This window comes from Microbacterium sp., assembly GCF_031179285.1.
Classification (GTDB): domain Bacteria; phylum Actinomycetota; class Actinomycetes; order Actinomycetales; family Microbacteriaceae; genus Microbacterium.
In genome coordinates this window covers 130065-156587 of the sequence record NZ_JAPSHY010000007.1, presented here as the reverse complement: position 1 = coordinate 156587, position 26523 = coordinate 130065, and the positions used below count along the sequence as shown (strand labels likewise).

The following is a 26523-nucleotide window of genomic DNA, read 5'->3' as shown; positions in this document are numbered from 1 at the left end:
AGATCTTCCGCATCGACACGGTGCCCGGTTTCGACAAGCTCCCCTTCAGTCTCAAGGTGCTCCTGGAGAACCTGCTTCGCACCGAGGACGGTGCGAACGTCACGAAGGCGCAGATCGAAGCGCTCGGATCGTGGGATGCCGCGGCCGAGCCCAGCACAGAGATCCAGTTCTCGCCGGCGCGCGTGGTCATGCAGGACTTCACCGGGGTCCCCTGCATCGTCGACCTCGCCACCATGCGCGAGGCGGTCACCGCTCTCGGCGGAGACCCGAACAAGATCAACCCGCTCTCTCCGGCCGAGATGGTCATCGACCACTCGGTCATCGCGGATCTGTTCGGCAGCGACAACGCCCTCGAGCGCAACGTCGAGATCGAATACGAGCGCAACGGTGAGCGCTACCAGTTCCTGCGCTGGGGCCAGACCGCGTTCAACGACTTCAAGGTCGTCCCTCCCGGTACCGGCATCGTCCACCAGGTCAACATCGAACACCTCGCCAAGGTCATCTACGACCGCACCAACGGCGGCGTCCTCCAGGCCTACCCCGACACCTGTGTCGGCACCGACTCTCACACCACGATGGTCAACGGCCTGGGCGTGCTGGGCTGGGGCGTCGGCGGCATCGAGGCGGAGGCGGCCATGCTCGGCCAGCCCGTCTCGATGCTCATCCCGCGCGTCGTCGGCTTCAAGCTGACCGGCGAGATCCCGGCGGGCGTCACCGCGACCGACGTCGTGCTCACGATCACCGACATGCTGCGCAAGCACGGCGTCGTCGGCAAGTTCGTGGAGTTCTACGGTGCGGGCGTGGCATCGGTGCCGCTCGCGAACCGCGCCACCATCGGCAACATGAGCCCCGAGTTCGGCTCGACGGCGGCGATCTTCCCGATCGACGACGTCACCACCGAGTATCTGCGGCTCACCGGACGCGACGAGCAGGCCGTCGCCCTCGTCGAGGCGTACGCCAAGGAGCAGAGCCTCTGGCACGATCCGGCCGTCGAGCCGGTGTTCAGCGAGTACATGGAGCTCGACCTCGGCACCGTCGTTCCGTCGATCGCAGGTCCCAAGCGACCGCAGGACCGCATCCTGCTCTCGGAGTCCAAGGCGCAGTTCGAGAAGGACATCCTGAACTACGCCCAGGTCGGCGAGGAGACCGTCGAGGTCGAGGGGACGTTCCCGGCATCCGATCCCGGCACTGCGCCCGGTGTCGAGCACGAGCATGTCGCCGCGGAAGGCGTCTCTCACCAGCACGAGACCGAGCACGCCGAGTCCATGCTGCTCTTCAGCGGCGGCCCGCACCCGGCGTCGAACCCGGTCGAGGTGTCGACCCCTGACGGCCAGAGGTACTTCCTCGACAACGGAGCGGTCACACTCGCCGCGATCACCTCGTGCACCAACACCTCCAACCCGTCGGTCATGATCGCCGCCGGGCTGCTCGCCCGCAAGGCACGTGAGCGCGGGCTGAAGCAGAAGCCGTGGGTGAAGACCACGCTCGGCCCCGGCTCGAAGGTCGTCACCGACTACTACGAGAAGTCCGGTCTCGACAAAGATCTCGAGGGCCTCGGCTTCTACACGGTCGGCTACGGCTGCACGATCTGCATCGGCAACTCGGGACCCTTGATCGAGGAGGTCTCGGCCGCGATCAACGAGAACGACCTCGCCGTCACGGCCGTGCTCTCGGGCAACCGGAACTTCGAGGGCCGCATCAGCCCCGACGTGAAGATGAACTATCTGGCGTCACCGCCGCTGGTGGTCGCTTACGCGCTCGCAGGGTCCATGCACTTCGACTTCGAGACCGATGCGCTCGGCCAGGACGCCGACGGCAACGACGTGTTCCTCCGGGACATCTGGCCGGCGACCGACGAGGTGCAGGAGATCATCGACTCGTCGATCTCGCGCGAGCAGTTCATCAAGCAGTACGCCACCGTCTTCGACGGCGACGAGCGCTGGACGAGCCTGCCCACGCCGACGGGACCGGTCTTCGAGTGGGATGACCAGTCGACCTACGTGCGTCGTCCTCCGTACTTCGAAGGCATGACGATGGAGCTGACGCCCGTCGCAGACATCACCGGCGCGCGCGTGCTCGCGACGCTGGGCGACTCCGTCACGACCGACCACATCAGCCCGGCCGGCAACATCAAATCCGGCACGCCGGCGGCGAAGTACCTCGAAGAGCACGGCGTCCGCCAGAAGGACTTCAACTCCTACGGTTCGCGTCGAGGCAACCACGAGGTGATGATCCGCGGCACCTTCGCGAACATCCGCCTGAAGAACCAGCTGGTCCGTGCCGTCAACGACGGCGCCGAGGTCGAAGGTGGGTTCACCCGCGACTTCACGCAGCCGGGAGCGCCGCAGTCGTTCATCTATGACGCCAGCCAGAACTATCAGGCCGAGGGCATCCCACTGGTCATCTTCGGCGGCAAGGAGTACGGCTCCGGGTCGTCCCGTGACTGGGCGGCGAAGGGCACCAGCCTCCTCGGTGTCAAGGCCGTCATCACCGAGAGCTTCGAGCGCATCCACCGCTCCAACCTCATCGGCATGGGCGTCGTGCCGCTGCAGTTCCCGGCGGGGGAGAGCTGGGAGTCGCTCGGCCTCGACGGCACCGAGATCGTCTCGATCACGGGACTCGAGGAACTCAACAACGGAGTGACCCCGAAGACGGTGCATGTGACGGCGGCCCCGAGCGAGAACTCGCCCGAGGGCAAGCAGACCGTGGAGTTCGATGCGGTCGTGCGCATCGACACCCCCGGCGAGGCCGACTACTACCGCAACGGCGGCATCCTGCAGTACGTGCTGCGTTCCCTCGTCTAGTCGCAACGGAGTGGGGCCCGGTGGTGTGAACCCCGGGCCCCATTCGCGTACCGGCGCGGTCTCGCCCCCGGCGCACTCTCCGAGGTTTCACGGGTGGGAGCGGTAGGATCGACACGACGTCCGCGTCCGATTCGGGCGCATCGGCGAAGCCTGTGAGGAGGTGCAGATGCCCATTCTTCCGAGCATCTCAGGACCCCGTGACCTGGACGCACTGTCCACCGACCAGCTCGTGGAGCTCGCCGGTGAGATCCGGGAATTCCTCGTTCACAACGTCTCTCAGACCGGAGGCCACCTCGGCCCGAACCTGGGTGTCGTCGAGCTGACGATCGCGCTGCACCGGGTGTTCTCGTCGCCGGACGATCCGTTCATCTTCGACACCGGCCACCAGTCGTACGTGCACAAACTGCTCACCGGGCGACAGGACTTCTCGGGGCTTCGCGTGCGGGGCGGTCTCGCAGGCTACCCGCAGCGCAGCGAGAGCCCGCACGACGTCGTCGAATCCTCGCATGCCTCAAGCTCACTGAGCTGGGCCGATGGAGTGTCGCGCGCGATGACCGCGACCGGCCGTGCCGACCGTCACGTCGTGGCGATCGTCGGCGACGGTGCTCTCACCGGTGGAATGACGTGGGAAGCGCTCAACAACATCTCCGACGACAACGACCGCAACCTCGTCATCGTCGTGAACGACAACGGACGCTCCTACGCGCCGACCATCGGCGGGATGTCGCGCTACCTCAACCGGGTGCGCACCGCCGCGGCGTACAAGAGTCTCCATCATCGATCCGACCGTCTCTTCCGCTCCTTCGGGCCGGTCGGACGCGCGGTCTTCCGCGGTGTGCGTGGTGGCACGCATGGCTTCCTCTCGCGCTTCACGAACAACGAGGCGCTGTACTCGAACCTCGACATCAAGTACCTCGGTCCCGTCGACGGCCATGACATGGAAGCGCTGCTCGAGACGCTGGAGCTTGCCAAGTCCTACGGAGCGCCGGTGATCGTCCACGCCATCACGGAGAAGGGCCGCGGATATCAGCCGGCTCGCGACGACGAAGCCGATCAGTTCCATGCCGTCGGACGCATCGATCCGGCAACGGGGGAGACTCTCACCGGCAGCGCGGGCCAGGGCTGGACCGATGTCTTCTCGGAAGCGCTCGTGGACATCGGCGGGCGGGACCCGAGAGTCATCGCGATGACGGCGGCGATGCTGCGCCCGACCGGGCTCGCGCCGTTCGCCGAGCGCTTCCCCGACCGGGTCTATGACGTCGGCATCGCCGAGCAGCATGCCGTCGCGTCAGCCGCCGGACTCGCATTCGGCGGCCTCCACCCGGTCGTCGCGGTGTACGCGACCTTCATGGGCCGCGCCTTCGATCAGGTGCTGATGGATGTGGCCCTGCACCGCGCCGGGGTGACCTTCGTCCTCGATCGTGCCGGCGTCACCGGCCCCGATGGTCCCAGCCACCACGGCATGTGGGATCTCGCGATGCTGCAGATCGTGCCGCACATCCGGATCGCTGCTCCGCGCGACGGAGTGCGGTTGCAAGAGGCGTTGAACGAAGCCGTCGCCGTCGACGACGCGCCGACGGTGATCCGTTTCCCGAAGGGCGAGATCGCGCCCGAACTCCCCGCCCTCGAACGCCTTCACGACGGCGTGGACGTCCTCGCTCGAGGCGACACTGAGGATGTGCTCCTCGTCGGGATCGGGCCGTTCGCCGCGCTCGCGACGGATGTCGCAGAGCGGCTTCGCGCCCAGGGGATCGGCGCGACGGTCGTCGACCCGCGCTGGGCGATCCCGGTGCAGCCGTCGGTCGTGGCACTCGCGGCGCGCCACCGCCTGGTGATCACGATGGAGGACGGCATCCGCGTCGGCGGCATCGGCACACGGGTCCGGCAGGTGCTTCGAGAGTCCGGCATCGACACCGCGGTGGACGAGCTGGGGTTGCCGGATGAGTTCATCGACCATGCATCCCGAGACCAGATCCTCGCGGATGCCGGTCTCACCGCCTCGAAGATCGCGCAGGACGTCGTCTCCCAGGTGCTCGGCACTCGTATCCCGGTTGCCCGGAACGCCGGCGAAACCGGCGCGATCGACCTGCCGGTGCACGAGCGGCGCTGACTCAGCGGATCGGTTCCTGGCCTTCGGTCAGGACGGCGTCCTCGAACGCCGCGTCGGCGTCCGCACCCCTGGGAAGGCCGTGTCGGCGTTTCTCGTGATGCCTGCCCCGCCGGGTCGGGGTGATGCCGCGATCGTCGCGGAGCGCGCGGCGGACGGTGAGTGACCAGCCTGCGGGCACGGCCAGCGCTGCCGCGACGCCCAGCACGGCGCCGAACGTGTTCTGCATGATCGGGATGCCGGTCAGCGCGGACGCGATCCCGACGGTCGCGGCGCCGAAGACCAGGCCGAGCGTGACGTAAACGGCCAGGTGGATGCTGAGAGCGGGCTCGGATCGGAGGGCCCGACCCAGCAGCCGGGCAAGCGGCAACCCGAGCGCCATGACCAGGAGCGAGACCGCGCCTCCGATGATCCCGGCGTAGATCGTGACCATCATCACGGAGGTGAGGAGCACACCGGAGAACGACGGCGTGGAGAGAGCGGAGGGGGCGGAGGCGACGAAGATGAGGACGTTGAGCCCAGCGAGCATCAGGGTCATGAAGACGACCCAGGCATACCAGCCCCCGCGCCCCAGCTCGTCGCGCGTGAAGGCCATCGGCTCTTGCGCAGTCCGCGGCGAGAACGGGTGGCGCTGCGTGACCGACGCTCCGTCCGGCACGCTGTCGTCATGTCCGACCATGGTGAGAACGTTACACGCGACCGGCGGCGGCTTCGATTCAGTTCAGAGCATGCAGCGAGGCGACGGCCTGAGCGCCGCGGTCGCTCTCACGGAGCGCAGTGGACATCAGGTATCCGTCGGTCAGCGCGTCTCCGGTGACCATCACGCGGACGAGTTCGACGCCGCAGGCACGGCGGACCTCCTCCGCACTGGCGGCGATCACCCGTGTGTTGATCTCGTCGTTGTGAGGAAGCTCGACGCCGTCGATCCCGCGGATGACGTCTCGCAGAGCGGCACCCACGATGTTCGACGCACGCTCGTTGACGTTGACGACGTCGAGCTCGAAGACTCGCAGGTCGCGGCCGGTGGGGATGGGGCGCCACTCGAAGGATGCGTGAACTCGGAACTGCATTCCCGTCGCCCCGCTCATCTCGCGGGCCGGAAGGTCAGTGGCGCGGCATCGGACGTCGATGAGCCGGTACCAGTAGAAGAGGGGGAACGCACCGTGAGACCCCGGGTCGAGCACGACCACCTCGCCGACCGCGCCGCGGCGGTTCGCCGGCCGGCGCTGCGGGCGGTTGCGGATGATCGGCTTGCCGTTGCGGGTGCGGATCGCAGCCCACCCCTCGTCGACCGTGACGATGAAGATCTTCAGCAGCGCCGGAACCACGAGCAGTATCGTCAGGATCGCGGTGCCGGTCCGGAACAGCCCTGACATCCCTTTACCGCTCATCATCGACAAGATCATGTCCATGACTCCACTGTGCCGCGTCTTCGTCCGCCAGGTCGGAGTCTGACGGCGCCACGCGGGGGAGTTCATGAGCTGTTCGTTCCGCGTTACCCGGCGTGCCCCGAGGCGGAAACGCGGGAGTTCCGAAACGTCGGAGGACTCGTGGCCAGGTCCTCCCGACGGCAGAAGGCGGGACCGCCCCGGGACGGTCCCGCCTTCTGCAGACGATCAGCGGTGGTCGATGCCGCGGATCTGCGGGGTGTGGAAGGAGCCTCCGAACACTCGCTCCGACGCGCCTTCGCGGTCGAGGTACGGTGACGCTCCACCGTCGATGAACGGCCACCCGGCGCCCAGGATCAGACAGAGGTCGATGTCCTCGACCTCCGGCACGACTCCTTCGTCCAGCATGATCCTGATCTCCTTCGCCAGTCCGTCCTGGACGCGGGTCAGGATGGTGTCTGCCGTGGCCGGGGACGAGCCGACAGCGGGCTTCAGCAGTCTCTCCGCCTGCTTCGTCCACCCGGTCACCCGGCCGCCCTTGTCCTTCTCGACGACGGCATCCAGCTCGGCGAGGGCGTGGAAGTTCTCGTTCGCGTAGAAGCGATCCGGGAATGCCTGCACCATCGTGTCCTGCACGTGCGCTGCGACCTTCCATCCCACGAGGTCGATCAGCTGGAACGGTCCCATCGGCAGGCCGAGAGGCGCGAAGGCCTTCTCGACATCGACGACAGGCGTGCCCTCGTACACCGCGCGCGCCGCCTCGCCCATGACCTTGGCGAGCAGGCGGTTCACGACGAAGCCGGGAGCATCAGCGGTGAGCACCGCGTTCTTGCCCAGGTTCTTCGCGACGACGAAGGCCGTCGCGAGCGCAGCCTCCGAGGTGCCGCGCGTCCTCACGATCTCGATCAGCGGCATCACCGCGACCGGATTGAAGAAGTGGAAGCCGACGAGGCGCTCCGGGTGTGCGAGCTTCTCGCCGATCTCCACCACCGAGAGCGATGAGGTGTTGGTCGCGAGGATCGCATCCTCCGCGACGATCTTCTCGATCTCGCCGAACACCTGCTGCTTGACCCCCACCTCCTCGAAGACGGCCTCGATGACGAAGTCGCAGTCGGCATAGAGGTTCTTGTCGGTCGTGCCGGTCACGAGAGAGCGAAGCTTGTTCGCAGAGTCGCCGTCGAGGCGACCCTTGGACTCGAGCTTGCCGATCTCCTCGTGGATGTAGGCGACGCCCTTGTCGACGCGTGCCTGGTCGAGGTCGGTGATCAGCACGGGGACCTGCAGCTTGCGCACGAACAGCAGCGCGAACTGGCTCGCCATGAGACCGGCGCCGATGATGCCGACCTTGGTGACCTTCTTGGCCACCTCTTTCGGCGGCGCCCCGACCGGGCGCTTCGCCCGCTTCTGAACGAGATCGAAGGCGTACATGGATGCGGCGAACTGGTCGCCCGCGACGAGGTCGGCGAGAGCCTCGTCTTCGCGGGCGAAGCCCTCGGCCTTCGTGCCGCTCTTGGCCTTGTCGAGCAGGTCCAGGGCGATGTACGGCGACCGCGGCACCGTTCCGATCTTCGACTCGAGCATCCCGCGGGCCATCTTGACAGCGATCGGCCACTTCGTGAGCCGCTCGATCTTGCCCGGCTCATTCCGGCGATCGACCTTCTTGCCACCCAGCACCGCATCCGCCCACGCGAGCGAATTCTCGAGATAGTTCGCCGGCGGGAAGATGGCGTCGAAGATGCCGTACTCGAACGCCTGCTGCGGCTTGAGCATGCGGTTCTGTTTCAGTGGGTTGGAGATGACGACCTCGAGGGCGTTCTCGATGCCGATGAGATTCGGCAGCAGGTAGGCCCCGCCCCAGCCGGGGATGATCCCGAGGAAGACCTCGGGCAGCGCGATCGCCGCGGCGGAGGCGTCGACGGTGCGATAGGTGGAGTTCAGAGCGATCTCGAGCCCGCCGCCGAGGGCCAGGCCGTTGACGAAAGCGAACGACGGAACGCCGAGCTCGCTGAGCTTGCCGAGCACCTTGTGCCCGAGCTGGGCGATGAGACGAGCATTGTCGCGCGAGCCCACCTTGCCGATATCGGAAAGGTCGGCGCCGGCGGCGAGGATGTACTGCTTGCCCGTGATCCCCACCGCCTGGATCTTGCCGGCGGCAGCTCGGGCACGCAGGGCCTCGAGCGTCTCATCGAGTTCGGTGAGAGTGGCAGGTCCGAGCGTGTTCGGCCTGGTGTGGTCGCGCCCGTTGTCGAGAGTGATGAGGGCGAGCACCTTGCCCGAGGCGAGGCGGATGTCGCGGACCGTCGAGTGCGTGACGACCTCGCCCTCGGTGAGTGCCTGGATGGGGGAGAAATCGATCGCGTCGTAGTTGGTCATGGCGCGTTACTTCCTCTTCTTGCCGTCGTAGTGAGGGTTCTCCCAGATGACGGAGCCACCCTGACCGAGGCCGACGCACATCGCGGTGAGGCCGTAGCGCACGTCGGGACGCTCGGCGAACTGCGCCGCAAGCTGAATCATGAGCCGGACGCCGGAGGCGGCGAGCGGGTGACCCACTGCGATCGCCCCGCCCCACTGGTTGACCCGGGGGTCGTCGTCGGCGATACCGAAATGATCGAGGAGGGAGATCACCTGGATGGCGAACGCCTCGTTGAGCTCGAACAGTCCGATATCGGAGATCTGCAGACCAGCCTTCTTCAAGGCCTTCTCGGTCGACGGGATCGGTCCGATGCCCATGATCTCCGGCTGCACGCCGGCGAACGCGAACGACACCATCCGCATCTTCGGGGCGAGACCCAGTTCCTTCACTGCACCGCCGCCGGCGAGCAGTGACATCGTCGCGCCGTCGGTGAGCGGTGAGGAGGTCCCGGCGGTCACGCGGCCATGCGGACGGAACGGGGTCTTGAGAGCAGCCAGATCCTCCATCGTCGTCTGCGGGCGGCGACCCTCGTCCTCGGTGGCCAGCCCCCAGGCGCCCTCGGCGTCCTTGATGGCGACAGAGACGAGGTCCGGCTGGATCTTGCCCGCGTCATAGGCCGCCTGCACCTTGTGCTGGCTGAGCATGCCGTAGCGGTCGGAGCGCTCCTTCGTCAGGTGCGGGAACCGGTCGAAGATCCGCTCAGCGGTCACGCCCATGTTCAACGCGCCGGGATCGACCATCTTCTCGGCCACGAAGCGTGGGTTGGGGTCGGCGTTGCCGCCGATGGGGTGGTGGCCCATGTGTTCGACGCCACCGGCCAAGGCGAGGTCGTACATCCCGACGCCGATCGATGCGCCCATCGTGGTGACGCTCGTCATCGCCCCGGCGCACATCCGCTCGACGGCGAGCCCGGGAACGGTCTGCGGCAGCCCGGCGAGAATCGCCACCGAACGGCCGAGCGTGAGGCCCTGATCGCCGGTCTGTGAGGTCGCGGCGATCGCCACATCGTCGATGCGGTCGGCCGGAACGGCCGGGTTGCGCTCCATCAGGCCGATGGTCGCCTTCACGGCGAGGTCATCTGCGCGGGTGTTCCAGTACATGCCTTTTTCGCCGGCGCGCCCGAAGGGGGTGCGCACTCCATCGACGAAGAAGACGTCCGAGATCTCGGCCACTCTGCCTCCAAGTTTGTGCGGTGGCCTCAGTCTATGGAGAGCGGAAATCCGGGAAGAATCGGTTGGGTCGAACCTACGAAGCGGGCGTGTCGGCGCTGTCGGGCACTTGAGCGGCCTCTACAAAGGCATCCGCGATCTTCTGTGCAGTGTGTTCAATCTGCCACGGGCGGGCGCCGAGTTCGGCGAGCGCGTGCGCGATCTCTTCCGCCGTGCCGCCGCGCGGTTCCCATGCCACGCGGCGGAGGAACTCCGGGGTCAGCAGGTTCTCGGTCGGCATCCCGAGTTCTTCGGCGACGCCCTCCACGACGGGACGGGCGGCCTTGAGCCGTGCGTCCGCCTCGGGGTTGCGGTCAGCCCACGCCCGGGGCGGGGGAAGCGCATCGCTGGGAACCCGCTCACGGGGAAGCTCGGTGCTCTCGCGCCCTGCCGCGATCGCCTGCCACCAGCGATCGAGCTGACTGCGGCTGGCGCGTCCCTGGAAGTCCTTCAGGGCGGCCAGTGCCTGCTTGCTCTGCGGATTCGCCATCACCGCGGCGACGAGCGAACGGTCAGGGACGAGACGCCCGGGGGAGACGTCCTGCTCCTGAGCGTACGCCTCTCTGGCGCGCCACAACTCGCGTGCGACGGCCAGATTGCGCGCTCCGCGCACCTGGTGAAGCCCACTCAGACGGCGCCACGGATCCTCCCGCGGCGGCTTCGGCAGACGAGCGAGGGTCGCCGTGAACTCTTCAGCGGCGAACTGCGTCTTGTGCTGCTCCTCCAGCTCCGCGGCGAGGACGTCGCGCACGTCGACGAGGTGCAGCACGTCGAGAGCGGCATAATCGAGCCAGGCCGGCGGCAGCGGACGGGTGGACCAGTCGGCTGCGGAGTGCTCCTTCTTCAGGGTGATGCCGAGAGTCTGCTCCACGACGGCGGCGAGGCCGACACGATCGTGGCCGAGCAGTCGCGCGGCGAGTTCCGTGTCGAAGATCCGTGAGGGCAGGAGGTCGAGCTCGCGCAGCGACGGCAGATCCTGGCTGGCGGCGTGGAACACCCATTCCTCGTCGCCGATCGCCTGCTGAAGCGGAGCGAAGTCGCCGAGCGGCGGTGGGTCGAAGAGGAAGACGCCGGCGTCTCGGCGGAACACCTGCACCAGGTAGGCGCGCTGCGAGTAACGGAAACCGGAAGCGCGCTCCACGTCGACCGCGACCGGACCGGTGCCGGCGGCGAGTACCGCACACGCCGCTCGGAACTCCTCGACGTCCGAGATCACGGAGTATTCAGTCACGTGCAGCCTTTCGCGCGCCGATCACGGCGATGTCCTCGGAACCGGGCGGAAGCCCGGCCAGCATCCCGACCAACTCGGCCCATGCTTCGACGTGCGGTCGGAACGGGCCTTCCGGCGTCCAGGACGCCCGCAATTCTATCTGGGCGCCGTCGCCCTCGACGGCGAGCCCCCCGAAGCCCTTCGAGAGCGTCTTGGTGGAAGTCCCGGATGCCGAGTGGTAGACGGCGTTGCGAGATTCGAGCGCATCGACGAGCCAGGACCAGGTCACATCCGCCAACAGCGGGTCGGTGCCGATCTCGGTCTCCAGTGGCGCCTGGGCGAATGTCACGATCCGCCACGAGCCTCCCCAGGCGCCGGGCTCGTCCGGGTCGTACAGCAGCACGAAGCGACCGGTGCCGTAGATCGACTCGCCGTCGCTACCGGGCCGCACGTCCGCTGCGAGCGCGATCGCGAACGGCGCGAGTCCTTGAGGGGTGGGGATCTCGCGCACGGCGATGTCCGCACGGAAGGCGGTCTCACGCAGTTCAGCAGTCGCACCTTCGAAAAGCGCTCCGGCATCGGGATGTGCGGTCACAGCGACAGGCTAGAGTCAGGAAGCGATGAAGAGTCTCAGGCACGCCGTTGCGCTCCTTGTCCCCACTCTGTTCGCGCTCGGGGCAGCGCTGGCGTTCATGGTGTTCGGCGTCGCCCGACGGGTCGTCACCCCGACCCGGCGCGCACCGGACGCGACCATCCTCGCCGTCGACACCGGTGCGCAGACGATCGAGCTCGGACGCACGGCCGACACCGAGCTGCCCGGGCGCTACGGTCTCTTCACCACCGGAACGTACGGGTACGTGAAGCTCGGAGCCGTCCTCAGCACGGACGCGACGACGGTGCGGCGAAAGCTGCTCACCCAGATCGAGGCGGGGGCGCGCATCGACAGGGACGCGGGATTCAGCGGCTGGTACTACGCCTCTCCGAGTGAACTGCACCTGCCGTGGGAGAGCGTGCTCATCGGATCGCCGGCCGGCCCGTGCCCCGCATGGCTGTTCCCCGCGACGTCGACGACCTGGGTGATCCAGGTGCATGGGCGAGGTACGACGCGTGCCGAATGCCTGCGGGCGGTGCCGGTGCTGCACGGTCTCGGGATGCCGAATCTCATCGTCTCGTATCGCAACGACGGCGAGGCTCCGCGGAGCCGTGGCGGCTCGTACGCACTCGGCGCCGCGGAATGGCGTGACGTGGACGCGGCCATCGCCTATGCACTGCGCCACGGAGCGGAGCGCGTGCTGCTGATGGGATGGTCCATGGGGGGAGCAGTGGCGCTCCAGGCGGCGGTGAACAGCGGTAAGCGCGACCGTATCGCCGGTCTCATCCTCGAGTCTCCGGTGGTGGACTGGCGCACCGTGCTGCGCTTCCAGGCGAGGGAGGCGGGCATGCATGCTCCGCTTCCCGACCTTGCCATGGGAGCATTGTCGGTTCCGTTCACCGCTCGATTGAGCGGCGCCGAGAGCGCGATCCCGTTCGACCGGCTCGACATGGTGGCCCGCGCGGATGAACTCACCATGCCCATCCTCATCCTGCACAGCGACGACGACGGCTTCGTGCCGGCCGACGCGTCCCACGCGCTGCAGGAGGCGCGCCCGGATCTCGTGACCATGCCGCACTTCGCGGTCGCCCGGCACACGAAGCTGTGGAACTACGACCAGGTGAGCTGGTCGACGGCGATCACCGACTGGGTGAGCGCCCACGGCTTCAGCGCTTCTGACTGACCTGCTTCTTCGCGCGCATGAGCATGCCGGTCATGCCCCCGATCCGCAGGGGCGAGACCGCCTTCGTCAGACCGATCGACTGCGGATAGTCGTCGGGAATGGCGAGCACCTCGTCGGATGTGAGACCGGTGAGCCCCTGGGCGAGGATGCTGGCGAATCCGCGAGTCGTCGGCGCTTCGGCCGGCGCCGTCGCATGCATCGTCACGATGTCGTCCACGACCTCGACGTAGATGTAGACGGGTGACTGGCACTCAGCCACGCGCTCGCACATCTCCGGATGGCTGGCCACCTCGTCCGAGACAGGAGGAAGCTCGTCGGCGAACTCCAGCAGGAGCAGCAGACGGTCGGCCTCGGGGGTCTCCAGGAACGCGTCGCGGATCTCGGCGAGGGTGTCAGGGACGTCGGTCGTGCTCATCCCTGACATTCTCCCACGCTCAGATCGAGCCGGGCTCGCTGCCGGTCACGATGGGGACGCGCACGGCGCTTCCCCACTCCGTCCACGAGCCGTCGTAATTGCGGACGTTCTCGAAGCCGAGCAGGTGCTTCAGCACGAACCAGGTGTGGCTGGAGCGCTCTCCGATGCGGCAATACGCCACCACGTCGTCGCCGTCCTTCAGCCCGGCGCCATCGCGGTAGATCGCCTCGAGCTCGGCGCGCGGCCGGAAGCCGCCGTCCTCGGCGACGGCCTTGCTCCACGGCACGCTCTGAGCGGTCGGGATGTGACCTGCGCGCAACGCCCCCTCGTCGGGGTACGCGGGTGCGGTCGTCCGCTCACCGCTGTACTCCTCCGGCGACCGCACGTCGATCAGGGGCTTGCCGAGGTGTGCGAGCACATCTTCCTTGTATGCCCGGATGGCGGAGTCATCCCGCTCGACCACGGGGTAGTCGGTGGGCACAGGTGACGGCGTCTCGCGCGTCGTCTCGCGGCCCTCCGCGATCCATCGGTCGCGCCCGCCGTCCAGCAGTCGAACATCCTCATGGCCGAAGAGCGAGAAGACCCAGAGGGCGTACGCCGCCCACCAGTTGTTCTTGTCGCCGTAGATCACGACGGTGTCATCGCGTGAGATCCCCTTGCGGCTGAGAAGCGCCGCGAACCCTTCGCCGTCGACGTAGTCGCGCACCACGGGGTCATTGAGCTCGGTGTGCCAGTCGATCTTGACCGCCCCCGGGATGTGCCCCGTCTCGTACAGGAGCACATCCTCGTCGGATTCGACGACCACGAGTCCCGGTGTGCCCAGTCGTTCGGCAAGCCACTCGGTGGTGACCAGTCGACCCGGTTCTGCATACTCGGCGAACTTCGGTGACGATGAATCCAGCTCGATGGCCACGGGGTCTCCTCAGGGGTGGGCGAGAGATGTGCGGGTGAGGACGGCGTAATGTTGGAGCCGCCCCTTCGACGATAGATCCCCGCCGTGGGTCCCGCACCCGATTCGTAAGACTTCGACACAGGAAACGAATGACAGATCCCACGAGCCGTCCGGGCATCGTCCACCTGACCGAACGACAGCCCGCGGTCTCCGGCCCCGAGATGCTGGCGAGTCTGGTGCCGCCGCCGCAGTTCGATGAGGCGACGTTCGACAGCTACCGGGCAGATCCCGCATACCCTTCGCAGGAGGAGGCCAAGGCGACGCTGCTGCGCTTCTCCGGTCGCGGTGCGCCGTCCAAGCGCGGTGGGTTCTTCAGCCGGGCGAAGAAAGAGCCCGAGGTGAAACCCGGGGTGTACCTCGACGGCGGCTTCGGTGTCGGCAAGACCCATCTTCTCGCCTCGATCTATCACGCGATGCCTGCGCGACGCAAGTACTTCGGATCGTTCATCGAGTACACCGCTCTGGTGGGAGCGCTCGGATACAAGAACACCGTCGACCTGCTCAAGGGCGCCGACCTGCTGTGCATCGACGAGTTCGAGCTCGACGACCCCGGCGACACGATGGTGATGACGAGGCTGCTGGGTGAACTCGTGCCGACGGGCACGCGACTCGCCGCGACGTCGAACACGCCGCCCAACGCCCTCGGTGAGGGGCGGTTCGCCGCGCAGGACTTCCTCCGTGAGATCCATGCGATGTCCGACAGCTTCCAGACGCTGCGCATCGACGGCGTCGACTTCCGCCAGCGAGCTCTGGACGGGCACGCCGTGGTCGTCGACGACGACGCATACCGGCGAGCGATCGATTCGGCAGCGGCGTCCGCCACCGTGTCCGACGACGCCTTCGATGACGTCATCCGCCACCTCGCCCGCGTGCACCCGTCGCGCTACCTCCGCATCATCGAAGACCTGCGGATGGTCGGGCTCCGTGACGTGCGCGAGCTCACGGATCAATCCGAAGCACTCCGCTTCGTGGCGTTCGTGGATCGCGTGTATGACGAGCAGATTCCGATCGTCGCCACCGGATCAAGCCTGGATCAGGTGTTCGCCGCGGAGATGCTCGGCGGTGGATACCGCAAGAAGTATCTGCGCGCCATATCGCGGCTGAACGCGCTGACGCATTCTGCGCAGGAAGTCAGCGCCGCGTAACACGAAGTTCACACCGCGGCCCCGGGCGTAACGCCCCGGAAACACACGCCGTCCGAACCCGAAATCGAGCGTGGCCACACTGAGGGTCTCAGTTACCCGAATGTGAGGTTTGACATGGATTCTCCCGGCAACATCTCGTGGGCGATCACCGCGACCGCCCTCGTCCTGCTGATGACGCCAGGCGTGGCGTTCTTCTACGGCGGTCTGGTCAAGGCCAAGAGCGTCGTCAGCATGATGATGATGAGCTTCGGCTCGATCGGGCTCGTGGCGGTCCTCTGGGTGCTCTTCGGCTTCTCCATGAGCGCCGTCGAGAACCCCGGTCAGTTCTCCGGGAACCCCTTTGCGGACCTCGGGCTGAACAGCCTCGCCAGTGGCGAGGGATCGAACGTCGCGCTCATCGGGGTCGCGTACGGCGCGACCTTCGCGATCATCACCGTCGCCCTGATCTCGGGCGCCATCGCAGACCGGGCGAGGTTCGGCCCCTGGCTCATCTTCGCCGGTGTCTTCGCCACGGTCGGATACTTCCCCGTCGCCGCGTGGGTGTGGGGTGGCGGATGGATCATGAACCTCGGCACGACTCTCTTCGGTGAGGAGAGCGGCATCGCCGTCATCGACTACGCCGGCGGTACAGCCGTGCACATCAACGCCGGAGCCGCAGCCCTCGCCCTCGCCCTGGTGCTCGGCAAGCGCATCGGCTTCCAGAAGGGCATCCTGAAGCCCCACAACGTGCCACTGACGCTGCTCGGCGCCGCTCTTCTGTGGTTCGGCTGGTTCGGGTTCAACGCGGGAGCGGAGTGGCTCTCGGAGGACATGGGCAGGGTCGGCCTGATCGGCATCAACACGCTGGGAGCGACGGCAGCGGCGATCCTCGGCTGGATCTTCATCGAGCGCATCAAGGACGGCAAGGCGACGTCGGTCGGTGCGGCATCCGGTGCAGTGGCAGGTCTTGTCGCCATCACCCCGGCCTGCGCCAACCTGACTCCCGGTTGGGCGCTGCTGCTGGGGGCGCTGTCGGGCATCGCATGCGCGCTCGCGGTCGAGCTGAAGTTCCGCCTCGGCTTCGACGACTCGCTCGACGTGGTGGGGATCCACCTGGTCGGCGGACTGCTCGGAACCCTCTACCTGGGCTTCGTCGCCACCGAGCAGGGACTGTTCACCGGTGGTGACCTGCGGCTGCTGGCCGTGCAGGCGATCGCTGCGGGAGGCGTGCTGCTGTATTCCTTCATCGTCTCCTTCCTCATCGGTTTCGCCATCGAGAAGACCATTGGCTTCCGCGTGACGAACGAGGACGAGATCGCCGGTGTCGACCTGGTCGTGCACGGCGAAGAAGGCTACGCACTCGCCGAGGCGTGAGCTGCGGTTAGGGTGGCCGGGTGAGTTCCTCGAAGAACATCCTGGCCACCCTGACCGAGATCCTGGCCAAGGCGCTGGGATCCGACCGGGCGTCCCGGACACCGATCCGTCCGAGACGCCCGGAGGCGCGTCTGCGGGTGCCCGCGACGGCGGAGAACTCCGGGGGAGCGGGCGAGACCGCCACCGTGCGCGTCGATCCCGACGGCATCCATGATCTGCGCATCGACTACGCCCCCGACCGCGACGGGGCACCCGACGCCGGCGAGATCGTGTGGACCTGGGTGCCCTACGACGAGAACGACGGGCGCGGCAAGGATCGACCGGTGCTGATCATCGCTCGCCAGTCGGAACACCGGGTGTTCGCGGTCCGCATGACCAGCCGTTCCCATGACGGGGATCGCGACTACGTCAGCATCGGCTCCGGCCCCTGGGATTCACAGGGGCGCGAATCGTGGGTCGACATCGAGCAGCTCTACAGCGTCCACGAAACCGGGCTCCGGCGCGAGGCGGCGGTGCTGGAGCGCAGCCGATTCGCCCCGGTGGCGCGCGCGCTCAGCGGCCGATACGGATGGGGAACCGCCGGGTAGCGCCCCGCTCAGCGCGCAACGCCGCCGCTCAGCCGAGCCCCGAACTGCGGGAAGGCGAGCAGCACCATCTCGACGAGGTCGTCGAGCGGGCGAGTGAGCGGATCGGTCGCCGGCAGGCCGAACTCGATCTCGATGTCGTCGATCGCGCCCCCGATCTCATCGGCGGCCATGCCCTCGTGGTTCACGGTGATGCCGATGACCCTCGTATCGGCGAACGCTTCAATCAGAGCGACCTCGCTGGCGAGAGTCGGCATCGACACCATCGGGAAATCCCCGAGCGTGCGACGCCTCGGCGCATGCTGGACGATCACGCCTGCCGGGCGGCTGCCGCGGAGGATGTGGGCAGAGGTGAGGTATGCGGGATGGCTGAGGGCACCCTGCCCCTCGACCACGATGACGTCGGGGTTCTCGCCCTCGAATGCGGCGACCACCTGATTCTCGACCTCGCCCGAGCAGTACTGCGGGACGAGTGCGTCGAGTGCGATCCCGTACTTGCCGCCCTGGATGATGGTCGTCTGCCCGGTGCCGACGAGCACGGCGCGGACGCCTCGCTCGTTCAGAGCGCGCACCAGTAGCGTCGAGGTCGTGCGCTTGCCGATCGCACCGTCGGTGCCGAGCACCGCGATGCGCGGGCAGGTCACGTCGAAGATGCGGCCGGAGAACAGGTGCAGGTCCTGCATGCTGCGCGGTCGGCGGACGTCGGTGATGGTCACGCCCGCCAGCAGGGCCGCGGCGGCGAACTCCGCATCGTCACCGAGGAACTCGTGGAGGCCGTTGATGATGTGCATGCCACGGGCGATGCCGTCCAGGAGCACGATGCGCTGTGCCGGCGAGAGGAGCCCATCGGCCGGAGCGACGCCGCAGATCAGGTAGTCGGGCACGCGGTCGGCGTGGACGATGGCCTGCGCGAGATTCGCGAGAACAGGGATGCCGTTGGGTGCGCCGTCGAGGAACATCCCGGCATCCGTGCCCGCACGCGTGCTGTCGATGACACTGAGGATGTCGTACTTCTCGGAGTGGCGGACCAGGCCGTTGGCGGTCTTGCCGTCCTGCTCGCCGAACTGGCCCTCGCAGTAGACGACGGCGGTCGCGCCGACGGGGAGGACGGCGGCGTCGCCAGACACGACAGCGTGGACAGGGGTGAAGGCGTTCATCGGGTTCCTCAACGGTCGCACAGAGGAGGCGACAAGAAGCGCAAGGGCCGTGAAGCTGTCGGTCGACGAGAAGTCTTCCCTGATGATCGGCGAGATGCCGACACCCCACGGTACCAGGCGGCCGCGGACGAGAGCTGTGAGCCGCGTGAGGCAGCGTTGACCGTGATCCGATCCGACAGTGATCCAATCCGATATGCGGTGCGCGCCGAACCCTGGGTGAGCCGCATCCGCGGCGGCATCCCCCAGGAGGAATCATGCGTTTCATCCCCACCAAGGTCCACGGCATCCTCGACTACGTCGTCGGCATCGCCCTCATCGCCGCGCCGTGGGTCTTCGGCTTCGCAGCAGTCGGCGGAGCGGCAGTCGTCATCCCCGTCGTCCTCGGCATCGGACTCATCGTCTACAGCCTGTTCACCAACTACGAGTGGGGTCCCTTCGGGTTCATCCCGATGCCCGTGCATCTCATGTTCGACATCGCCGCCAGTGTCTTCCTCGCGCTCTCGCCGTGGATCTTCGGATTCGCAGGAGAAGCGCTGAACGTGTGGCTTCCGCACGTGGTCGTCGGCGCAGCCGTGGTCGTGGTCGTGCTGTTCTCCCAGCCGCAGCCGCAGCCGCAGCCGGCTGCGGTCCGCGGACGCGCTGTCCGCGCCTGACACCCGACAAGGGCGCCTCTCCTGCACGAGGAGAGGCGCCCTTTGCGCGTTCGGGCAGGGTCACTCCGTCGTGAGCGCGTCTTCCTCATCGTCGGCGACATCTGTCACGTCGACTTCGCTGTCCTCCAGCCGTTTGTCCTGAGCCGGGGGGAGGTCGTTGAGGAACCCGCGGTCACTGTTCGGGTCGCCGCTTCCGTTCCCGGCCAACCGATCCTCCTCTCGGCTGCCGGGTTCCGATGACGTCGGCTGCTCGTGGCTGTCGCTCATGACATCTCTCCGTTCGATCGGGGTCGTCCGTGCCGACCACTGCCCATCACTCCCACCACGGTGCCGCACCCCGCGGTGGCTCGCCAAGGCGGTGGCGGATCGCCGAGGCGAGTGCTATCAGTTCGAAACGCGTCGCAGCCGACGGGATCGGATGCGATCGGACGCGGACGACGCAAGTCAAGTCTCTTTCCGCATCGGCTGCCCCATGAAAGGAATGGTCGTGACCGTGAGGAGAGCGCATGACTGCACCCGAGCCCGCACCGTACACCGCGTCCATACCGATCCTGACGCAGGAACCATTCCCGGACACCCCCGGAAGCCCCGAGCCGGAGTGGTTCAAGACAGCGGTGTTCTACGAGGTGCTCGTGCGCTCGTTCAAAGACGGGGACGGAGACGGCACCGGTGACTTCCGCGGTCTGATCGACAAGCTCGACTACCTGCAGTGGCTCGGCATCGACTGTCTGTGGGTGCCACCGTTCTTTCCGTCTCCGCTGCGTGACGGCGGTTACGACGTGTCCGACTACACCGGAGTGCAACCCGGTCTCGGCACGACCGCCGACTTCCAGGAGTTCCTCGACGCCGCCCACGAGCGCGACATCCGTGTCATCGTCGACTTCGTCATGAACCACACGAGCGACGAGCATCCGTGGTTCCAGGCGAGCCGTTCGGATCCGGACGGTCCGTACGGCGACTTCTACGTGTGGAGCGACACCGACCAGCTCTACGAGGACGCGCGCATCATCTTCGTCGACACAGAGCCCAGCAACTGGACGTGGGACCCGGTGCGCCGGCAGTACTTCTGGCATCGCTTCTTCTCCCACCAGCCGGACCTCAACTTCGACAACCCCAAAGTCCACGACGCCATGATCGACGCGATGCGGTTCTGGCTGGAAATGGGACTCGACGGCTTCCGCCTCGACGCCGTGCCGTACCTGTACGAGCGGCCGGGGACCAATGGCGAGAATCTCCCGGAGACGCACGAGTTCCTCAAGAAGGTGCGCCGGTTCGTCGACGAGAACTACCCGGGTCGTGTGCTGCTCGCCGAGGCCAACCAGTGGCCGGCCGATGTCGTGGACTACTTCGGGGACCCAGACGTGGGAGGCGATGAGTGCCACATGTGCTTCCACTTCCCGGTCATGCCGCGGATCTTCATGGCGGTACGGCGCGAATCGCGGTTTCCGATCAGCGAGATCCTCGCCGAGACGCCCTCGATTCCCGCGGGATGCCAGTGGGGCATCTTCCTGCGCAACCACGACGAGCTGACCCTCGAGATGGTGACGGACGAAGACCGCGACTACATGTGGAACGAATATGCACAGGACCCGCGGATGAAAGCCAACATCGGCATCCGTCGTCGCCTGGCACCGCTGCTGGAGAATGACGTCGACAGGATCGAGCTGTTCACTGCGCTCCTGCTCTCGCTGCCGGGCTCGCCGGTGCTGTACTACGGCGACGAGATCGGCATGGGAGACAACATCTGGCTGGGAGACCGCGACGGCGTGCGCACGCCCATGCAGTGGACGTCCGACCGGAACGCGGGTTTCTCCACGGCCAACCCGGGCAAGCTCAACCTGCCGGTGGTCCAGGATCCCGTGTACGGATATCTCGCCGTCAATGTCGAAGCGCAGCAGGAGGACCGCTCGTCGCTGCTGCACTGGACGAAGGACATGATCCACGCCCGAAAGAACCATCCCGCTTTCGGGCTGGGCAGCTTCAATGATCTGGGCGGCAGCAATCCCTCGGTGCTGTCCTATTCACGCGAGCACACGAACGAGGACGGCACCGTCGACATCATCATGTGCGTCAACAACCTCTCCCAATTCCCGCAGCCGGTGGAACTGGATCTGCGTCGTTTCGAGGGGATGGTCCCGGTGGAGCTGCTGGGCGGCGTGCCGTTCCCGAGAATCGGAGAGCTGCCCTACCTCCTCACACTCGGAGGCCATGGGTTCTACTGGTTCCAGCTGCACGGGCCGGTGGAGGAATCGGAGGAGGTGGGGATGCTGTGAGCGCCATCGATCATGCCCTTCTGGAGGGCTACCTGGTGCGGACCCGCTGGTTCGGCGGGAAGGGCCGGCCGTTCCATGTCTCGCACGTGCGAACGCTGGCGGAACTCTCCGACGGCGAGGGCGGGCCTCGCGCGACGGTCCATCTCGTGACGGTCGAGTACTCCGACGACGAGGGCGGCCGTGAGCTGTATCAGGTGCCGCTGGCCGCCTACCGCGAGATCCAGGACCGGATCGGCCACGCCTACGTCGGCGAAGCCGATGTCGACGGCGGCGTCCTCCACCTGTATGACGCGATTCATGATCGTGACGCCATGGCACTCTGGCTCGACGGGTTCATCGCCGCAGAGCAGGACGGCACGTCGGAGCGCGGCGGACTCCGATTCCGCCGGGTGTCGGGCGGCCGCGCACTGGACCCGGATGTCCGCTCCTCTCCGCTGACGGGGGAGCAGTCGAACTCTTCGCTGCGGTTCGACGACTCCGCGATCATGAAGATCTTCAGGAAGGTGAATGCGGGGGTGAACCCCGACATCGAGATCAACCACGAACTGACCCGCGGCGGCTCCGAGCACATCGCCGAGCTGTACGGATGGATCGAGGCAGAGGTCGAGGGAGAGCTCTTCCAGCTCGCGATGATGCAGGAGTTCTTCCGGACGGCCGCGGACGGGTTCGAACTCGCGGTCTCCAGTGTGCGAACCGTTCTCGCGGATCTCGACCAGACCATCGCGGATTCCGGCGGCGACTTCGCAGGAGAGGCAGCACGACTCGGTGAGGCCCTCGCGGAGGTGCATGCGAGTCTGCGCGAGCGATTCCCCGCCGAACGCTGCGGAGCCGAGACCACCGCCGCGCTGGCGCAGGCCATGGCCGCTCGGCTCGATCAGGCACTTCACAGCGTGCCGGAGATCGAGCCGTTCACCGGTCGGATCCGCGCTGCCTATGATGCCGTCGCGGCGCTGGAAGGACTGGACGTGCAGCGGGTGCACGGCGACCTGCATCTCGGTCAGGCGCTGCGCACCTCGCACGGCTGGCGCATCGTGGACTTCGAGGGAGAACCGGGGCGCGATTTCGCCGAGCGCGCGCTGCCGGACTCCCCATGGCGGGATGTCGCCGGAATGCTTCGCTCCTTCGATTACGCACCAGGAGTGGTGGAGATGTCGGCGCATGGCGCCGGCTCGCCCGGTGAGCCGGAAGACGAGCTGCAGCGGCGGGCCGAACGCGCGAGGGAGTGGTCGCAGCGGGCAAGGGAGCATTTCCTGGCGGCTTACTCGGCGGCCCTCGCCTCGCGTGAGGTGAGCGACGACTCATCCGCAGACACGCCGCTCGGCACCGCGGAGCGGCGTGTGCTGCTCGATGCGTACGAAGCGGACAAGGCGGTGTACGAGGCCGTGTACGAGAAGCGGAATCGGCCGGCGTGGGTGGCGATCCCGCTCGCCGCGATCGCCCGCCTCGGGTCATGACCGCGGCCGCCTCCCGACGCGTCGCCGTGTCGGGAGGCGGATCCGGCTCGCTGCCCACACGAGTACGCCCGATATCAGGAGCGTGCAGATCAGCCCCACGACATGCGCCAGCAACGCGGGCATACCCCGTTCGGGCAGCAGGAAGCCGTAGGGCACCCAGCCGTCGGTGACGCCCCTGGCGAGGACGACGACGAGCCAGGTCGCCGGATAGGGGAGCACGATCCACAGGCGTCGCCACGGCAGCGTCGGCCGATCAGGATTCAGTGCCCAGTCGAGTGCGATGAGGGAAGGGAAGACCAGGTGCAACGCGACGCTCACCCATGGCGGTGCAGAGCCGGTGCCTGGGACGAGCACGTTGTAGATCAGCGCGACGACGAGCATGCTCGCCACGCCGATCGCCCGGATGTAGACGAGCCAGACAGGAATGCTGCGCGAGGCGAACTGCCGGATGCCGATGACGAGCAGCAGCACACCGCACAGCAGACTTGTCAAATTGGTGAAGTACCCGAAATAGTCGAACGGATTCGCTCCGTCCTCCGGGATGGCGATCATGTACGCGTGCGCAAGGATGGCGATGACCGATGCGCCGACCGCGGCACGAGCGATCCCCACCCACCGAGGCGTGGGCTGACCCGGAGCGGTCATGCGAAGAAGGCGGAGAGCGCTGCGGCGACCTCTTCGGGCGCCTCCTCCGCCATGTGGTGTCTGCTCTCGATGCGGAAGCCGGAGACGTTCTCGGTCCACCGGCGCCAGATCGCGAGCGGATCGCCGTGCAGCTGCTCGAGGTCGTCGCGCGATGACCACAGGATCAGGGTGCGCATGCCGAGGCGCCGTCCCGCCGCCATATCCGCCTCTTCGTCCGCGCGGTCGATCGTGAGTCCGGCCCGGTAGTCCTCGAGCATCGCGCGCACCACCGACGGGTTGTGGACGGCGTTCATCAGCTCGGCATGGTTCTCGTGGCCCATCGTCGCCGGATCGGCCTTCGGCCGGTACCAGGCCACAGGGTCGGCGTTGATGACCCGCTCGGGTATCTCGGGCTGGGCGAAGAAGAACCAGTGCCACCACGCGGTCGCGAACTCGGGGGTGATGTCACGGAGGTGCTCGCTGATGGGCACGCAGTCCATGAGAGCCAGCCGCTGCACGACCTCGGGGTGATCGAGTGCCAGGCGCAGAGCCACATAGCTGCCGCGATCGTGCCCGGCGAGCGAGAACGTCTCGTGTCCCAGGCGATGCGCCACCGCGAGCATGTCGGCCGCGACGGCGCGCTTGGAGTGCGCGGAGTGATCGCCCGCCGGATCCGGGCCGATCGACCGGCCGTAACCGCGCAGATCGGGGCAGATGACGCTGAATCCGCCGTCTCGCAGCATCGGAGCTACGCGGTGCCAAGTCGCCGACGTCCGGGGATGTCCGTGCAGCAACATGATCGGGGGGCCGTCACCCCAGCAATGGCGGACGAAGATCCTCGCGTTCCCGGTGTCGATCTCCTCGGTGGTGAAACCCTCGAACATCCTCCGATGATGTCAGCTACGGGTTCCGCCGGGAATCCTTCATGCGCGCAACGATTCGCTCAGCCAGCGCGCGTAGAGCTGCCATGGGTCGCCGACCGCCCGCAGCGCGGCGACGTGGGCGCCGATCTCGTCATCGAGGGTGAACCACTCGCCGCCCTCGCGCGTGGCGGCGAACTCGCGGTGCCGCTGCTGCTCGAGCTGCCGGCCTCCTCTTTCGAAGGCGAGGAGCTCCTGATGGTGGATGCTCGCCAGCCGACGGCGGGGCCGTGCGCTCGTACCGATCTTCACTCGACGGTCATAGCGGATGTAGTACACGACCTCGATCCGTGGGATCGGAAGGTCGTAGTCGGGCACGTCTCCGTATCGCCAGCCGCACGACGAGCACACCCAGCATCCGTCAATCCGAGCGCCGTGCCTGCCTGCGCAGAGGTTGCAGGGCCCGGGGAGCATTTCTGTCGTCGGCACAGCGAGACTCTACGCCGGGTCTCGGACGCCCGTTGCGGTTCTGATGCCCGATGTCGGAGGCTGGGCGTAGCCTGGGCGACATCACCGCCGATCGACACGATGGAGCCCATGATGACACTCGCCGCCGAACGCCCACGGAGTGCACTTCTCGTCATCGACGCGCAGAACGGCGTCCTGGCCGCCGCCCATGAGCGCGACGCCGTCCTGGCCAATGTCGCATCGCTGGTCGGTCGAGCGCGCCGAGAATCCGTTCCGGTGGTGTGGGTGCAGCATTCGTCCGGTGAGCTGCCGTTGGGGAGCGACGCCTGGCAGATCGTCCCCGAGCTGGATCCTGCTCCCGACGAGGTCATCGTCCGCAAGGAGTACGGCGATTCCTTCGAAGCGACCGAACTCGAGCAGGTGCTCGCCGACGCGAACGCCGGGCACCTCATCGTCACGGGCGCGCAGACCGATGCGTGCGTGCGGTCCACCCTTCACGGCGGCTTCACCCGGGGGTATGACGTCACGCTGGTCTCCGACGCTCACACGACCGATGACCTCAGCACCTGGGGTGCACCGTCACCGGCTGAGGTGATCGCCCACACCAACCTGTACTGGTCGTTCCAGGCGGCGCCGGGCAGAACCGGCAAGGTCGTCTCGACGGTCGAGATGACGTTTTGAAGGGTGATGGCATGCAGGCATCGGGAACCTTCACCGTCACGGCCTTCCAGCCGTCGACCATCGAATCGGACACCACCATCGCCACCGCGTTGCCCACAGGCATCGCGATCATGCAGAAGCAATACACCGGAGGTGTCACCGGACGATCGAGTACGGTGTTCGTCTCGGCATTCGACCAGGATCGGGGCTTCGGAAGCTACGTGGCACTGGAGTCGTTCGAAGGATCGCTGAACGGCGTCGCGGGAACCTTCAACTACATCCACTCCGCGGCGACCCGAGGCAGCGACCGGTACCAGGAGCACTTCACCGTCGTTCCGGAGAGCGGCACGGCCGGGCTTCACGGCATCACCGGGGTCGGACGGATCGCGGTCGGTGCGGACGGCGGACATGAGATCGTCTTCGAGTACGACATTCCGGCCGAGAAATCGCGGTGATGGTGGGCGATACCGGACTCGAACCGATGACCTCTTCCGTGTGAAGGAAGCGCGCTACCAACTGCGCCAATCGCCCATGACCCGTAGGGTCGCCCTCGATATTACCCGACCAGGAGGCGTGACGCTGACCACCTCAGGAGACACGCGCGAGATTCGGTTTGAGTTTGGCCGAGCGTCGATTTTCAGCTAATGTTTCATGAGTGCCCGGGTGAACCGGGAACGAATGCGGATGTAGCGCAGTGGTAGCGCATCACCTTGCCAAGGTGAGGGTCGCGAGTTCGAATCTCGTCATCCGCTCGAGTGCAGTGAGTTTCTCATCGAGGCTCGAAGCACGTGGGGTCAATCCACACGGTGGCGTGGCCGAGCGGCTAGGCACCGGCCTGCAAAGCCGTTTACACGGGTTCGAATCCCGTCGCCACCTCGCCATACAAGTGAATAGCCCATACGGGCGCGATTGGCGCAGCGGTAGCGCGCTTCCCTGACACGGAAGAGGTCACTGGTTCGATCCCAGTATCGCGCACAGACGAAACCCCCGGCTCACCGGGGGTTTTTCGTATCCAGCGGG

The 26523-nt window shown here is 66.9% G+C and carries 24 protein-coding genes and 4 tRNA genes; 14 read left to right on the top strand and 14 right to left on the bottom strand.

Annotated elements, in window-relative coordinates; translation table 11 throughout:
- Positions 1–2: 2 nt before the first annotated feature.
- Complete coding sequence (gene acnA, locus RIN18_RS06740) at positions 3–2804, top strand: aconitate hydratase AcnA (protein WP_375163502.1); 2802 nt, start codon at positions 3–5, stop codon at positions 2802–2804.
- Between the two features lie 166 nt (positions 2805–2970).
- Positions 2971–4914: a 1-deoxy-D-xylulose-5-phosphate synthase gene (gene dxs, locus RIN18_RS06735; protein ID WP_309103180.1), complete on the top strand. Its 1944-nt coding sequence runs from the start codon at positions 2971–2973 to the stop codon at positions 4912–4914.
- Position 4915: 1 nt separating this feature from the next.
- On the opposite strand, the gene RIN18_RS06730 is transcribed toward dxs, so the two are convergent.
- The 6 genes from RIN18_RS06730 to RIN18_RS06705 form a co-directional block, all read right to left on the bottom strand.
- Positions 4916–5590: a hypothetical protein gene (locus RIN18_RS06730; protein WP_309103179.1), complete on the bottom strand. Its 675-nt coding sequence runs from the start codon at positions 5588–5590 to the stop codon at positions 4916–4918.
- A gap of 37 nt (positions 5591–5627) precedes the next feature.
- Entirely contained in the window at positions 5628–6323 is a 696-nt protein-coding gene (locus RIN18_RS06725) for an SPFH domain-containing protein (protein ID WP_309103178.1), read from the bottom strand.
- A gap of 204 nt (positions 6324–6527) precedes the next feature.
- Positions 6528–8672, bottom strand: coding sequence for a 3-hydroxyacyl-CoA dehydrogenase NAD-binding domain-containing protein (locus RIN18_RS06720; protein ID WP_309103177.1), 2145 nt, complete (start codon positions 8670–8672; stop codon positions 6528–6530).
- A gap of 6 nt (positions 8673–8678) precedes the next feature.
- A complete protein-coding gene (locus tag RIN18_RS06715) occupies positions 8679–9884 on the bottom strand; it encodes a thiolase family protein (protein ID WP_309103176.1) in 1206 nt (401 codons plus the stop codon).
- A gap of 73 nt (positions 9885–9957) precedes the next feature.
- Positions 9958–11151: a ribonuclease D gene (locus RIN18_RS06710; RefSeq protein WP_309103175.1), complete on the bottom strand. Its 1194-nt coding sequence runs from the start codon at positions 11149–11151 to the stop codon at positions 9958–9960.
- Positions 11144–11725 (bottom strand): DUF3000 domain-containing protein, encoded by a 582-nt coding sequence (locus RIN18_RS06705; protein WP_309103174.1) that lies wholly within the window; start codon positions 11723–11725, stop codon positions 11144–11146. The genes RIN18_RS06710 and RIN18_RS06705 overlap by 8 nt, the downstream gene beginning before the upstream one ends.
- Positions 11726–11750: 25 nt before the next feature.
- On the opposite strand from RIN18_RS06705, the gene RIN18_RS06700 reads away from it, so the two are divergent.
- Positions 11751–12905 (top strand): alpha/beta fold hydrolase, encoded by a 1155-nt coding sequence (locus RIN18_RS06700; protein ID WP_309103173.1) that lies wholly within the window; start codon positions 11751–11753, stop codon positions 12903–12905.
- Here RIN18_RS06700 and RIN18_RS06695 read toward each other — a convergent pair.
- Positions 12889–13320, bottom strand: a complete 432-nt coding sequence (locus tag RIN18_RS06695; RefSeq protein ID WP_309103172.1) for a SufE family protein — start codon at positions 13318–13320, stop codon at positions 12889–12891. The genes RIN18_RS06700 and RIN18_RS06695 overlap by 17 nt on opposite strands.
- A gap of 19 nt (positions 13321–13339) precedes the next feature.
- Positions 13340–14233 (bottom strand): sulfurtransferase, encoded by an 894-nt coding sequence (locus RIN18_RS06690; RefSeq protein WP_309103171.1) that lies wholly within the window; start codon positions 14231–14233, stop codon positions 13340–13342.
- Positions 14234–14361: 128 nt separating this feature from the next.
- On the opposite strand from RIN18_RS06690, the gene zapE reads away from it, so the two are divergent.
- The 3 genes from zapE to RIN18_RS06675 all read left to right on the top strand — a co-directional run bounded on the left by zapE (position 14362) and on the right by RIN18_RS06675 (position 17357).
- Positions 14362–15417, top strand: a complete 1056-nt coding sequence (zapE, locus tag RIN18_RS06685) for a cell division protein ZapE (protein WP_309103170.1) — start codon at positions 14362–14364, stop codon at positions 15415–15417.
- Between the two features lie 114 nt (positions 15418–15531).
- Complete coding sequence (locus RIN18_RS06680; protein WP_309103169.1) at positions 15532–16770, top strand: ammonium transporter; 1239 nt, start codon at positions 15532–15534, stop codon at positions 16768–16770.
- Positions 16771–16790: 20 nt separating this feature from the next.
- The gene (locus RIN18_RS06675) at positions 16791–17357 is read left to right on the top strand and encodes a type II toxin-antitoxin system PemK/MazF family toxin (RefSeq protein WP_309103168.1); all 567 of its coding nucleotides are present in this window, start codon (positions 16791–16793) and stop codon (positions 17355–17357) included.
- Between the two features lie 8 nt (positions 17358–17365).
- Here RIN18_RS06675 and RIN18_RS06670 read toward each other — a convergent pair whose 3' ends face one another.
- On the bottom strand, positions 17366–18511 hold the full coding sequence (locus tag RIN18_RS06670; RefSeq protein WP_309103167.1) for a DUF1611 domain-containing protein: 1146 nt from the start codon (positions 18509–18511) through the stop codon (positions 17366–17368).
- Positions 18512–18765: 254 nt separating this feature from the next.
- Between RIN18_RS06670 and RIN18_RS06665 the strand changes: the two genes are divergently transcribed.
- Positions 18766–19164, top strand: a complete 399-nt coding sequence (locus RIN18_RS06665) for an SPW repeat protein (RefSeq protein ID WP_309103166.1) — start codon at positions 18766–18768, stop codon at positions 19162–19164.
- A gap of 60 nt (positions 19165–19224) precedes the next feature.
- Here RIN18_RS06665 and RIN18_RS06660 read toward each other — a convergent pair whose 3' ends face one another.
- Positions 19225–19431, bottom strand: a complete 207-nt coding sequence (locus RIN18_RS06660) for a hypothetical protein (protein ID WP_309103165.1) — start codon at positions 19429–19431, stop codon at positions 19225–19227.
- Between the two features lie 239 nt (positions 19432–19670).
- Here RIN18_RS06660 and treS point away from each other — a divergent pair, with 239 nt between their 5' ends.
- Both treS and RIN18_RS06650 read left to right on the top strand, forming a co-directional pair.
- The gene (treS, locus tag RIN18_RS06655) at positions 19671–21437 is read left to right on the top strand and encodes a maltose alpha-D-glucosyltransferase (protein ID WP_309103164.1); all 1767 of its coding nucleotides are present in this window, start codon (positions 19671–19673) and stop codon (positions 21435–21437) included.
- Entirely contained in the window at positions 21434–22891 is a 1458-nt protein-coding gene (locus tag RIN18_RS06650; RefSeq protein WP_309103163.1) for a phosphotransferase, read from the top strand. Before treS ends, RIN18_RS06650 begins: the two co-directional genes overlap by 4 nt.
- Here the strand turns inward: RIN18_RS06650 and RIN18_RS06645 are convergent.
- The 3 genes from RIN18_RS06645 to RIN18_RS06635 are packed head-to-tail and all read right to left on the bottom strand — an operon-like array spanning position 22886 to position 24864.
- Complete coding sequence (locus tag RIN18_RS06645) at positions 22886–23536, bottom strand: Pr6Pr family membrane protein (protein ID WP_309103162.1); 651 nt, start codon at positions 23534–23536, stop codon at positions 22886–22888. The two genes, RIN18_RS06650 and RIN18_RS06645, sit on opposite strands and share 6 nt — an antisense overlap.
- Positions 23533–24399 (bottom strand): alpha/beta hydrolase, encoded by an 867-nt coding sequence (locus tag RIN18_RS06640; RefSeq protein WP_309103161.1) that lies wholly within the window; start codon positions 24397–24399, stop codon positions 23533–23535. The genes RIN18_RS06645 and RIN18_RS06640 overlap by 4 nt, the downstream gene beginning before the upstream one ends.
- Positions 24400–24438: 39 nt before the next feature.
- On the bottom strand, positions 24439–24864 hold the full coding sequence (locus tag RIN18_RS06635) for a GIY-YIG nuclease family protein (protein ID WP_309103160.1): 426 nt from the start codon (positions 24862–24864) through the stop codon (positions 24439–24441).
- Positions 24865–24972: 108 nt separating this feature from the next.
- Here RIN18_RS06635 and RIN18_RS06630 point away from each other — a divergent pair, with 108 nt between their 5' ends.
- Positions 24973–25524 (top strand): isochorismatase family protein, encoded by a 552-nt coding sequence (locus RIN18_RS06630; protein ID WP_309103159.1) that lies wholly within the window; start codon positions 24973–24975, stop codon positions 25522–25524.
- Between the two features lie 11 nt (positions 25525–25535).
- Positions 25536–25958, top strand: a complete 423-nt coding sequence (locus RIN18_RS06625) for a DUF3224 domain-containing protein (protein WP_309103158.1) — start codon at positions 25536–25538, stop codon at positions 25956–25958.
- Here the strand turns inward: RIN18_RS06625 and RIN18_RS06620 are convergent.
- Positions 25959–26034, bottom strand: a tRNA-Val gene (locus RIN18_RS06620).
- A 149-nt stretch (positions 26035–26183) separates the two neighbouring features.
- Here RIN18_RS06620 and RIN18_RS06615 point away from each other — a divergent pair.
- The 3 genes from RIN18_RS06615 (at position 26184) to RIN18_RS06605 (ending at position 26478) form a co-directional block, all read left to right on the top strand.
- Positions 26184–26255, top strand: a tRNA-Gly gene (locus tag RIN18_RS06615).
- A gap of 53 nt (positions 26256–26308) precedes the next feature.
- A tRNA-Cys gene (locus tag RIN18_RS06610) sits at positions 26309–26379 on the top strand.
- Positions 26380–26406: 27 nt separating this feature from the next.
- A tRNA-Val gene (locus tag RIN18_RS06605) sits at positions 26407–26478 on the top strand.
- The last annotated feature ends 45 nt before the right edge of the window (positions 26479–26523 follow it).

What these genes read in the sequence shown, in the direction of transcription:
- dxs (WP_309103180.1), top strand. Translation starts at nt 2,971, where the DNA reads ATGCCCATTCTTCCGAGCATCTCAGGACCCCGTGACCTGGACGCACTG.
- RIN18_RS06695 (WP_309103172.1), bottom strand. Translation starts at nt 13,320, where the DNA reads ATGAGCACGACCGACGTCCCTGACACCCTCGCCGAGATCCGCGACGCG.
- RIN18_RS06680 (WP_309103169.1), top strand. Translation starts at nt 15,532, where the DNA reads ATGGATTCTCCCGGCAACATCTCGTGGGCGATCACCGCGACCGCCCTC.
- RIN18_RS06645 (WP_309103162.1), bottom strand. Translation starts at nt 23,536, where the DNA reads ATGACCGCTCCGGGTCAGCCCACGCCTCGGTGGGTGGGGATCGCTCGT.
- RIN18_RS06625 (WP_309103158.1), top strand. Translation starts at nt 25,536, where the DNA reads ATGCAGGCATCGGGAACCTTCACCGTCACGGCCTTCCAGCCGTCGACC.
- RIN18_RS06640 (WP_309103161.1), bottom strand. Translation starts at nt 24,399, where the DNA reads ATGTTCGAGGGTTTCACCACCGAGGAGATCGACACCGGGAACGCGAGG.
- RIN18_RS06700 (WP_309103173.1), top strand. Translation starts at nt 11,751, where the DNA reads ATGAAGAGTCTCAGGCACGCCGTTGCGCTCCTTGTCCCCACTCTGTTC.
- treS (WP_309103164.1), top strand. Translation starts at nt 19,671, where the DNA reads ATGACTGCACCCGAGCCCGCACCGTACACCGCGTCCATACCGATCCTG.
- RIN18_RS06730 (WP_309103179.1), bottom strand. Translation starts at nt 5,590, where the DNA reads ATGGTCGGACATGACGACAGCGTGCCGGACGGAGCGTCGGTCACGCAG.
- RIN18_RS06670 (WP_309103167.1), bottom strand. Translation starts at nt 18,511, where the DNA reads ATGAACGCCTTCACCCCTGTCCACGCTGTCGTGTCTGGCGACGCCGCC.
- RIN18_RS06660 (WP_309103165.1), bottom strand. Translation starts at nt 19,431, where the DNA reads ATGAGCGACAGCCACGAGCAGCCGACGTCATCGGAACCCGGCAGCCGA.
- RIN18_RS06630 (WP_309103159.1), top strand. Translation starts at nt 24,973, where the DNA reads ATGATGACACTCGCCGCCGAACGCCCACGGAGTGCACTTCTCGTCATC.
- zapE (WP_309103170.1), top strand. Translation starts at nt 14,362, where the DNA reads ATGACAGATCCCACGAGCCGTCCGGGCATCGTCCACCTGACCGAACGA.
- RIN18_RS06665 (WP_309103166.1), top strand. Translation starts at nt 18,766, where the DNA reads ATGCGTTTCATCCCCACCAAGGTCCACGGCATCCTCGACTACGTCGTC.
- RIN18_RS06725 (WP_309103178.1), bottom strand. Translation starts at nt 6,323, where the DNA reads ATGGACATGATCTTGTCGATGATGAGCGGTAAAGGGATGTCAGGGCTG.
- RIN18_RS06720 (WP_309103177.1), bottom strand. Translation starts at nt 8,672, where the DNA reads ATGACCAACTACGACGCGATCGATTTCTCCCCCATCCAGGCACTCACC.